Below are 9,658 nucleotides of genomic sequence, written 5' to 3'. Positions count from 1 at the left end.
ATGGAGAAGGCGGTGGCGGGGCTGGGCTCGCTCATCTTCCTGCTCTTCATCATCAGCCAGTTCATTGCCTTGTTCACGTACACCAACATGGCGACGCTCGCGGCCGTGAAGATGGGCGACATCCTGGAGGATGCGGGGCTCGGGGCGCTGCCGTTGCTCGTCGGGTTCGTCGGGGTCGTCGCCGTGCTGGACCTCATCATGACGGGCGCCATTCCGAAGTGGGCCATCTTCGCCCCTGTCTTCGTGCCGCTGCTGATGCGGCTGAATGTCGACCCGGAGGCCGTGCTGGCCGCGTACCGCGTGGGTGACGGTCCGTTCAACGCCATCTCGCCGCTGAACGCCTACTTCGCGCTGATCGTGACCTTCGCGCAGAAGTACCAGAAGGAAGCAGGCGTAGGCACCATCGTGGCGCTGATGTTGCCGTACGTCGTGGTGGTCTTCATCGCGTGGATCCTCCTCCTCGTGGGCTGGCAGGTGCTGGGGCTCCCGTGGGGCCTCGGCTGAGCCACGCGCATCGGTGCCGTGCCAGGGCCGCGAGCCCTGGCGCGGCGCGAGGATGGGACCGGCTCAGTGAGGGCCCCACTGGGGTGAGTCTGGTGCGAAGGACGCGCGGACCCTGCTCGCCGCGGTGAGCATGCGGTGGAGACGTTCCCGAGCCGGAGGCTCCTGCGTGGCGGCCTCCTCGAGCACCCGGGCCACCAGTGCCTGGGCCGCGGCTCGGTCTTCCTCGTCCTGCGCGGTCAGCCCCACGGCGATGGCGATCTGGAGCACCTCCTCGAGGACCTCGGGATTGCCCATGGCGTGGTGGAGGGGGCCATCGACCGCGAGGAAGAGATAGTCGCGCAGGCGCATGCCCGCGACGGAAGCGCGCACCTGGCCCTCGGGGTCGATGACGTTCCAGTCCCCGAGCGGCAGGTGCCCCAGTCGGCGCAACACCGAGCGGACCTGCTGCAGCGCCTGTCGGGCCGTATAGGCGTCGTTGGAGGAGGACGAGAGGGCCCGGTTGGCGACGTCGACCAGGATGCGAATCCCGAGCGCGGGGTCGCAGTCGGGCTCTCGCACCGCGTTGAGAATGAGGGTGGTGGCCAGGTCATGCATCGCGCGAGGGTCCATCCGCCCCGCGGCCTCCGGCACCACCCAGCCGACGACCGAACCGGCGTCGACATAGTCCCCCACCAGGGCGTCGATGCGGGTCCGCACATTCCACTCCCGAGCGAGTTGTGTGAGCCGTCGAAGGTCGACCTCGGTGAGGTAGCCCGAGGACGGCACCGTGAGCGCGATGGACTCGGGAGGCAGCGTCAGCGTCGCGGTGGGGTCCAGGACGAGCCCACTCAGTCGCGCGCGGATGCGTCGCTCCGCCGCGGAGACCACCAGGTCCTGGACGAGGCCGAGGACCCGCTCCACGCGCATGTAGCGGAACGTGCGAATCAGGCACAGCACCAGGGCCATGAGCGCGCAGAAGACCAGGATGAAGGCCGCTGACAGGACGGGGCGTGGTCGCACTGCCTCGTCGGCGATCAGGCCCAGCTCGCGCACGGACACGATGATGTAGCCGCTGGAGAAACAGAACAGGGGAATGGCCCGGCGCAGCGGCGCGCTCTTCAGATAGAGCGGGACGAGCCGGGGCGAGTACTGGTTCGCCGCGGATTGGATGACCGGTGCATTCAAGGACAGGACGACAGTGAGGACGGTGATCTGGAGGCCGAACAGCGCGGTGAGCGCGGAGCGTGTCTCACTGGGGTCGCCACGCCACGCCTGGCCGAAGAAGGCCGAGGCGGTGTCCCACTGGATGCGCGCCAGCTCCAGGCCAAGCAAGCCTCCGGCGAGGAGCGCGACGAGGAGCAGCAGCCAATACGGGTCCCGGATGAGCCTGCGAAGACGGCGGCCGACCATGCGAACTCCCTCTCGCTCAAAAGGGAAAGGTGGCCCCGCCTGACGTGGCACGCAGCAGACGCGCGGCCGGGCCTCGGCCTGCGTGCTCTCGGGTGCCCTACCCCGCGTCCACTTCGACCAGCGCCGCGAGGAACAGCGAGTAGGTCAGCTCCGCCACCGGCCGCTTCTCGCGGCGAGCCTGGGTGCGCAGGGCCTTGGGGAGTGAGCACGGCTTGCCGCGCTCTCCGTCGCGGAGCTGGACGTAGCCGCGCTCGGAGTACCCGAGCACCTGCCAGCCGCGCTGACACAGCGCCTGGGCCAGGTCGTCCGTGAGCTGGTGGTGGATCGCCTTCGCCAGGGGGTGCTGGCCGAAGATCTCATTCGACCAGCCACCTTCGGCCTCGAGCCAGCCGCGCGCCCGCAGATAGTTGGCCTTCCGCGTGAGGGAGAGCCCTCCGACATGGCGCTCGAGTTTCATGGCGTCGCTGGGAGGATAGCCCGAACGCCCGCCTCCGCCGACGCGAATCACCATTCCGGCGAGGGGTAGCGCGGGCATTTGGCATCCCTGTTTCTGAAGGCAGGGAGACCGCATGCGTCGCTTTCCTACATTGGATCAGTTCTTGATCGACCCACGAGTTGATGAGCTGAGGGACGAGCACGAAGCCGCCATTGATGAGGATGACGATGAAGATGACGCCGCTGACGAAGACCTGGAGGGCGACGCGGACACACCCCGTCACCTCGCACGCCTCTGTCTGCAGCTGACCGAGTCCACCCTCGACAAGCCGCAGGAGACGAATGGCTTCCTCCAGCGATACCGGGACCAGCTCGGCCTGGAAGAGGGCGAAGGCTCACTCCTCTCCCGCTTCCGCCAACGGGTGTGGCCCGACCGCATCCCCACGACCCTGATTGCCTCCAACATCAGCTTCGACCGCCAGCACCCGAAATGGCTGCTGAGGCCGGTGAGCCATGGGCCGGAGGCTGGGAGCTACGCCGCCGCGCATCAGACCCTTGGGATGGAAGTCTATCGTCGCCAGGGGCGGCTCGTGGTCAAGCGCTTCGAGGTCACCCCTCACGTTCCACGACGAGACCACGAGTGGGTACTCACCGCGCCGCTCTTCTGGAATCCCAGTGAGTTGTGGATGGACCCCGAGGACCTGAATGTTCTCGGCCGCCTGCCCTTTCATCGCGAGGAGACGAGCAAGAGACTCGAAGGCTGGCGCGCGTTTCTCTCCTGGCAGGAAGAGCGCGTGAAGAAGCTCCAGGTCAAGGTGCCCTACCTCGGCTGGAGGTGGATCGATGAGCACCAGCTGGCCTTCCTCGTCAAATACCCCGTCCCTGGCCCTGGCCGCCTCGTAGGACAGGAGCTGAGCGCCACTCCTCCCGAACAGGAGAAGGACGAGCGTCCAGATCAGAGGCGGCCTCCGCCTCCGCGTCGGCGTGAGGCCGACCCCGTGCCGCTCGGCGAGGTGGAGAGCGTCACGGGCCTCGATCCGCGAAGCGAGAGCACTGGAAACGCCTGGGCCAACGCCCTCGGAAGCGAACCCTCACCAGGTCAGGTCGTCATCCGGCTGGACGAAGACACAGCTGTTCGGCTCCGACAGAAAGAGCAACTGCTCCCCGCTCGAGGCGTCCTCGTCTCCTCCATCGCGGGAGACCTGGCGCCCCTGCGCAATCAGACCCTGGCCATCGACCGCCTGCAGAACAGCCAGGGCTTCTGCCCACGCCTCGCGGACTTCCTCTTCTCGGCCGCTCGCGCGAGCCTGCCGGCGAGTCCACCTCCGGCCCTGACGCCGCTGGCCGGAACCCGCCCTCTCAATCCCGGACAGGACGCGGCTGTGACGAAGGCCCTGGCCGCACCAGACCTCTTCCTCATCCAAGGTCCTCCCGGCACCGGCAAGACGACGGTCATCGCCGAGCTGTGCCTGCGGGTCACCGCCGAGGGAGGACGGGTGCTCGTCGCATCCCAGACCAACCTCGCGGTGGACAATGCGCTCAGTCGGATCGCGGACAGGCCGAGCATTCGCCGTCTGCGCTTGGGGAACGCGGACAAGGTCGACGAGGACTACCAGGACTTTCTGGCCGGCAAGGTGGTGGACCGGTGGTTCTCCACCATCTCCGAAGCCTGCACGGAGCGCATCGAAGAGACCTCCCGGATGGAGGACGCATGGGCCCAGGCTCGGCAACGGCTCGAGACCTTGCGCGCGGTGTCGGTCGCGCACGACGAAGCCCGGACGACCCTGCGGCTCCTGAGCGAGCAGTTGGAGGACACCCGACATCGGGAGAACACGCACTCACGTCAGGTCCGCGACGTGCGCGAACGCAAGGAGGCCGCCCACCACCACATCGAAGTCCTCAGAGCCCTCCAGGCCTGGGCGGACGGTGTCGCGGAACCGCCGTCCCTCACCGCGCCTCTCGACCTGCCTGAGATCGACCTCGTCGTCAGCGAGGCCCGTGCCCTTCTGCCGTCGCGGGACTCCGTGGCTTCGCTGGATGGAATCGCGCTCCTGGCCGCCATCCAGCGCCGGAGCACTGTGCTGGAGACGCTGCGAAGCCTGCTGGGTGAGGGCCGGCGCCTCTGTAGCGGCGGACACGCGGGAGGTGCCCAGGCCGAGCTGGCCACCCTGGTGGCGGAGCGTCATCGCCTCTCGCTGTCCGAGGACGATGCCGATGCCGATGCCGCCCGACTCCCGGCGTTGAACAAGAAGATCAAACAACTCCAAGGTGAGCAGTGGTCTCGCTTCACGCGGCAGTTCGCGGACTCCTCTTCGCGAGGCTGGGGTACTCCGGCGCCCCTGCCCGCGCAGCAGCTCATGGACTCCCTCCAGCCGGGACGAGAGCTGCTGCCGAACCTCGATGAACTCGAGGCGCTCACCGAGCAGGCGCAAGCGGCCAGCGCGCGTGTCACCCGGTCTCTTCCGGAGCTGTCGCGGGCCTTCGTCACCCGGAGCCACGAAGCCCAGCGCCACGGGGAACAACTGGAGGTCACCGCGCGCGAAGCCGAAGTGGAGCTCGGGCACCTCCGGGCGGAGCGAGAGGGACAGCTGACTCGAGAGCGCGAGCTCCGGGAGGCGCTGGAATCGGCTCGGGAGCGATGGAATGAGACCTGGCACGCCCTGCTTCCGTCCGGAGACGTAGCGCCGCCGCCAGAGCCCTCGGCCCAGGCGGTCGAGGCCGCGGCCCAGAAGCAACGCGCGGCACACAGCGAAATCGAGACACCACTCGAACGCCGCAAACGGTGGCGCGAGGTCCAGCAGGAATGGAGTCAGCGACTGGCCCGCGTCGCGGACTCGGACCGAGAGCAACTCCAGGCCCTCTATATCCAGCACGCGAACGTCGTGGGGATGACGTGCAACGAGGCCGGCAAGAAGTGGCTCTTCCAAGCCCCGGACTTCCAGCCGTTCGACATGGTCATCATCGACGAGGTGAGCAAGGCCACGCCGACCGAGCTCATCATGCCGATGCTCCTGGGCCGCAAGGTCGTGCTGGTGGGAGACCATCGTCAGCTCCCACCGATGTTTCGAGAGCGGGAGTCGAGCTTCGCCGAGGCTCGAGCCGAGGGGGATATCGATGCCGAGACCTTCCAGAAGTATCAGCGGATGGTGACGGCCAGCCTCTTCCAGGAGTTGTTCGAGGCCGCACCCGACGAACTCAAGGCGATGCTGTGGACCCAGTACCGCATGCATCCCCAGGTCATGGATGCGGTGAACCAATTCTACGGAGGAAGGCTCCAACCCGGAGCGGGCCCCGGAGTGGACAATCCGAGGGAGAAGCTCGACACCCTGCGACAGCACCATCTGACCATCCCGGATGGCCACGGTGGCCGGCTCCTGGAGCCCCATCAGCACCTGCTCTGGGTGGACTCCTCTCGAAACTCCCAGCAACAGCCCAACTGGGAGGAGCAGCGCGGATCCTCCAAGGTCAACCTATTGGAAGTGGAGCTGGTCCTGGAGACGCTCCGCCGGCTCAACGAAGCCCTGAAGGCGCGGGGCTATGGCCAGCGCCTGGATCTGCGTGTCGATAAGGCGGAGGCAGGCGCGACGATGCGCGACTTCGTCCAGCGGCGCCTGCGTGGGCTCCCTGACGCCACCCTCGACGACCTCTTCGAAGAGAAACGGATTCGTGTGCAGGGGCGCTCCCAGAAGGCCGGGCGGAAGGTGCAAGCAGGAGAGACCCTTCATGTGGACGCCCGTCGACAGGTCGGGGTGATCACCTTCTATGGCGCCCAGCTCAAGGCGCTCCGAGGCGCCATCGACCGCGAGCAGGACACCCTCGATGCGATGGAGGTCCGGGCCAACACGGTGGACCGCTTCCAGGGAATGGAGCGCCCCATCATCATCGCCAGCCTGGTGCGCTCCGTGCGCGGCTCCCTGGGAGAGTTCGTGCGCCAGTTCCAGCGCATCAACGTAGGCTTCTCCCGGGCCCAGGAGCTGCTGGTCATCATCGGCGCCGCGGAGACCTTCAAGCGAGCGCGCATCGAGCTGCCGCCCCTGGATGGGGGCCCCCTTGAAACCAAGCCGATCTACGAAAACATCTTCAACATCGCCGTCCGTGCGGGAGGCAGACGCTATGCGCGGCAACTCCTCGCCTGAGCTGAATCCCTGGTGGGAAATCCCACTCCAGTGGCCCATCGAGCACGTCGCTTGCCAATTGGAGGTGGTCGAGCCACGCCGCCTCACCGCCCTGGAGTGGGCAGTGCTTCGCGTGATGGAGGCGTTCAGCGACACCCCGCCCACGTTGCAGGAGATGGCCGAGGAGCTGGGCCTCGGAGAGCCTCGCTTCCTCTTGGACGTCCTGCGCGCCCTGGTATCGCAAGAAGCGCTCGAGCTGCTCCCCGGCGTGACCAAGGCCACCGAGTTGGAGGAGGTCCGCTTCACCACGCGAGGACTGGAGCTGTTCCGAAAAGGTCAGGTCGACGGCGAGCCCTCCACCGTGAGCCATGGCTTGTGCTTCGACCTCATCACGGAGGAGTCACTCCCGGTCGACACCCTTGGAACTCCCGTCCCTGAATGCCCGGTCAGCGACCCGTCCGGGCTTCCCGCGCCTCGGGGAGAAGTGGGCCTGGAGCGACTCCGGGAAATCGTCCAGCGACTCGGGCCTCCCGTGGGAGGTGCGGACGCTCGCATCAGGAGCGTGCGAGTGCTCACCCGTGACGAGGCCCCCAAGGCTCGTGCTGGCTTCAGTTGGGTGAAACATCCGCTCGCGCTCGTCCCCACTCCGGAGGGACGGCTCCAGCTTCACACGCCATCTCTCACCGCGATGCAACGAGAGCAACTCACGCAGTACTCCCTGGAGCAGTGGGTCACTCCGTCACAAGCGGTGACACATGACTGGGCGCCCCACCCTGCCTTCCGACGACGTCGCCAGTCCTTGGGAACGTCGAGCACGTTGCGCGAGCGGCTCGTGCCCATCGCCCAGGCCGTGCAGGAAGCGAAGCGTCTGGTGGCCGCCGCCCGGACGGAGGTGCTGCTTCACGCGACGTGGGCCGCCGCTCCTGGACTCACGGAAGCCCTCTCCGCCGCGGCCAACCGAGGGGTGGCTGTCTACGTCCTCGGCGCCGAGAGCACGGGTATCAGGGACTGGTCCTCCTCCCCTCGGCGTGCGCCGGGGTTCGTCGTCGAAGCCATGCACGCGGACAAGGCTCCTGGCGCCCTCGTGGTGGATGGCTGCGAGGCCTTGCTCCTCGACGAAGTCACCGCCGAGGTGGAGGAACTCGGAACGTACTCTTTTGAATTCGTCGAGAAGCTCCGCGACGGCGCGGCGGCGCTTGGCACCGAGCTGCGACGCGCGCTGCTGAAGGCACTGCCCGCCACCGGAGCGGGCACGTACATACCACTGGATGTCCGTCAGCAACCCTCAACCGAGGCCGTGCTGCCAAGGCTGCTCGAAGAGCCCGTGTTGAGGCTGGACCTCGCGCGACTGGCGCTTCATCCCACTCCTCAGGGATGGGCCGGCATCGAGGCCTGGGTGTCCACGCGCTGCCCGGGCGTGGATCGAATCACGGCCATCCAACAACTCGCCGACCTCGTGAACCAGCTTGTTCCGGACGCGATGCCCGCGCCCTGGCGCGGCGCGGGTGCCATGGCCTGGCGAACCTTCCATCAGGCCATCGTCACCTCGGGCCCCCAAGTCGTTCCCGACAGCGTGTTGCGCGCGCTCATCGACGGAGCACCTTCGGAGACCACGCCAGAAGCGGTCCTCGACCCACTCATCGCGCACTGGGTCCAGGCCATGTCGGTCCTCCTTTCGGTCGCGCCACTGACGTTGCTGGGGAGGCTCCGTGCGGCCATGGACCGGCGTTGGCCGGGAGCGGCGTCGCGCAGTCAGCGCTTCATCGTGGACCTGGAAGTTTGCCTGGAGGTCACCCCGACTCGATCAGATCTGTGGAGGCTCGCGGAGTCAGCTCGACTCGTCGCGACCATCGCGTCCGCGGAGCAGGCGCGAACCTGGGCCTGGGCGGTGGTCGCAATCGTTCCCGCCCCGCTCCGGTACGAAGCCTTCGAGGACTGGCGGAAACATCAGGAGCCGTTGTTCCCCCTGCTGGGCCCCGCGCTGAAAGCCCATCACACCAGCCAGTGGAGGGCCCTCATCGCCGCCGCTCCCGCGCGCACCGAGGCACGGCTGTCCGAGCACCTGTATATGAGCCAGGGATTGCTGGAGCCGGCCGAGGCGATCACCAGCATTCTCGCGCTCCCTGCCTCGGAGGCTCTCCCGAGCCGGCTCGACCAGGTCGTCCTCCTGCGACGTACCAGCCAGAACGTGTGGAAGCAGAGCGCTCCGAATGACGAGACGTGGAACCGGCAGCTGCAAGCGCTCCTGCCCATCTCCCCTCGGGAATTCCTCGTCGAAGAGCATGGGAGTCTCGTCGAGGAACTCTCGCGACGGCTCCAAGGCTGGCCGGGCGCGGACCTGGTGCTGCGCCGTTGGACCCAGGCACTCCTGGCGCCCCTCGCGCTACAGGTCCTGGCAGAGGGCATGTCGTGGTGGCTCGAGTCGCTCCGTGGCGTCGCGGGAATCCTTGGCCCCGACCTCGAGCGCACCGCGAGCCCTCCGCTGCTTCGACACATGGGCGCCCTCCGCGATGCACGCAAGCAAGCGTCGCCTCTCTGGGAGCGGCTCACCGGAGCCTGGGAAGGACTGGGACTGACGAGGGCGTCTTTGGAAGCCCTCGTTGAACCACCCACCCCTCCCCCCGCGGTGCGGACGAACAAATCCCTCAAGCAGCGCAAGAAGGAGAAGCGGCGATGAGCGTGAATGGACAGCGAGCGCTGCAACTGGAACGAGCGCGACTGGAAGCCTTGCGACTGGAGCAGGTGCGACGCGAGGGACATGCCCTGATGGCCGTGTGCGACGCGACGATTGCGGGGGTTCGCGATGTCGCCGTGCAGCAGTACGCCGCCGCCGAGCTGCGCGAACTGGCCGGCGCCCTGCGCGAAGCAGGAGCCCACGTGGAGAAGGAGCCCGATGCCGGACTGAGAGAACTCCAAGGGCTCCAGCAGCGGTTGACCACCACCCTGGCGGCGGCCCAATCACGCGCCAAGGCGTGGTCGGAAACACAGGCGCAGGCGCAGGCCAGCCTCGAAGCCCTGGCGGGCCGCATCGAAGCCGTCTCGGTCGCCCAGAAACACCCACCAAATCCCAACCTGAAGGAGGCCCGCCAACTGATGGAACGTGCGCGCACCCACGCAGGAGGTGGGGCCGAGACCGAGTTGCGCCAGTGTCTCGAACAAGCGGAGCGCTCGCTGGAGTCAGCGCGGTCCGACAGCCTCGAGGAGAACGCTCGGAA

6 protein-coding genes are annotated in these 9,658 nt (G+C 67.5%); 4 read left to right on the top strand and 2 right to left on the bottom strand.

The genetic code is table 11. From position 1 onward, the window contains the following. Positions 1 to 504 (top strand): AbgT family transporter (locus ACN469_RS05935; protein ID WP_498765013.1); only part of this gene is annotated, 504 nt, incomplete at its 5' end. 63 nt (positions 505 to 567) lie between these two features. Here ACN469_RS05935 and ACN469_RS05930 read toward each other — a convergent pair. Together ACN469_RS05930 and ACN469_RS05925 are read right to left on the bottom strand one after the other, a co-directional pair. After that, complete coding sequence (locus ACN469_RS05930; RefSeq protein WP_498765011.1) at positions 568 to 1,893, bottom strand: DUF2254 domain-containing protein; 1,326 nt, start codon at positions 1,891 to 1,893, stop codon at positions 568 to 570. Between the two features lie 97 nt (positions 1,894 to 1,990). Next, positions 1,991 to 2,428, bottom strand: a complete 438-nt coding sequence (locus ACN469_RS05925) for a hypothetical protein (protein WP_498765009.1) — start codon at positions 2,426 to 2,428, stop codon at positions 1,991 to 1,993. A 64-nt stretch (positions 2,429 to 2,492) separates the two neighbouring features. On the opposite strand from ACN469_RS05925, the gene ACN469_RS05920 reads away from it, so the two are divergent. The 3 genes from ACN469_RS05920 to ACN469_RS05910 form a co-directional block, all read left to right on the top strand. Further along, on the top strand, positions 2,493 to 6,464 hold the full coding sequence (locus ACN469_RS05920) for a DEAD/DEAH box helicase (RefSeq protein WP_498765007.1): 3,972 nt from the start codon (positions 2,493 to 2,495) through the stop codon (positions 6,462 to 6,464). Beyond that, on the top strand, positions 6,442 to 9,120 hold the full coding sequence (locus ACN469_RS05915) for a phospholipase D-like domain-containing protein (RefSeq protein ID WP_498765005.1): 2,679 nt from the start codon (positions 6,442 to 6,444) through the stop codon (positions 9,118 to 9,120). Before ACN469_RS05920 ends, ACN469_RS05915 begins: the two co-directional genes overlap by 23 nt. After that, positions 9,117 to 9,658: hypothetical protein (locus ACN469_RS05910; protein WP_498765003.1), on the top strand; the 542-nt coding region annotated here is incomplete at its 3' end. The genes ACN469_RS05915 and ACN469_RS05910, both read left to right, overlap by 4 nt.

This window comes from Corallococcus terminator (genome assembly GCF_049194865.1).
Taxonomy (GTDB): domain Bacteria; phylum Myxococcota; class Myxococcia; order Myxococcales; family Myxococcaceae; genus Myxococcus; species Myxococcus terminator_A.
This window is presented reverse-complemented; position numbering and strand designations above follow the sequence as displayed.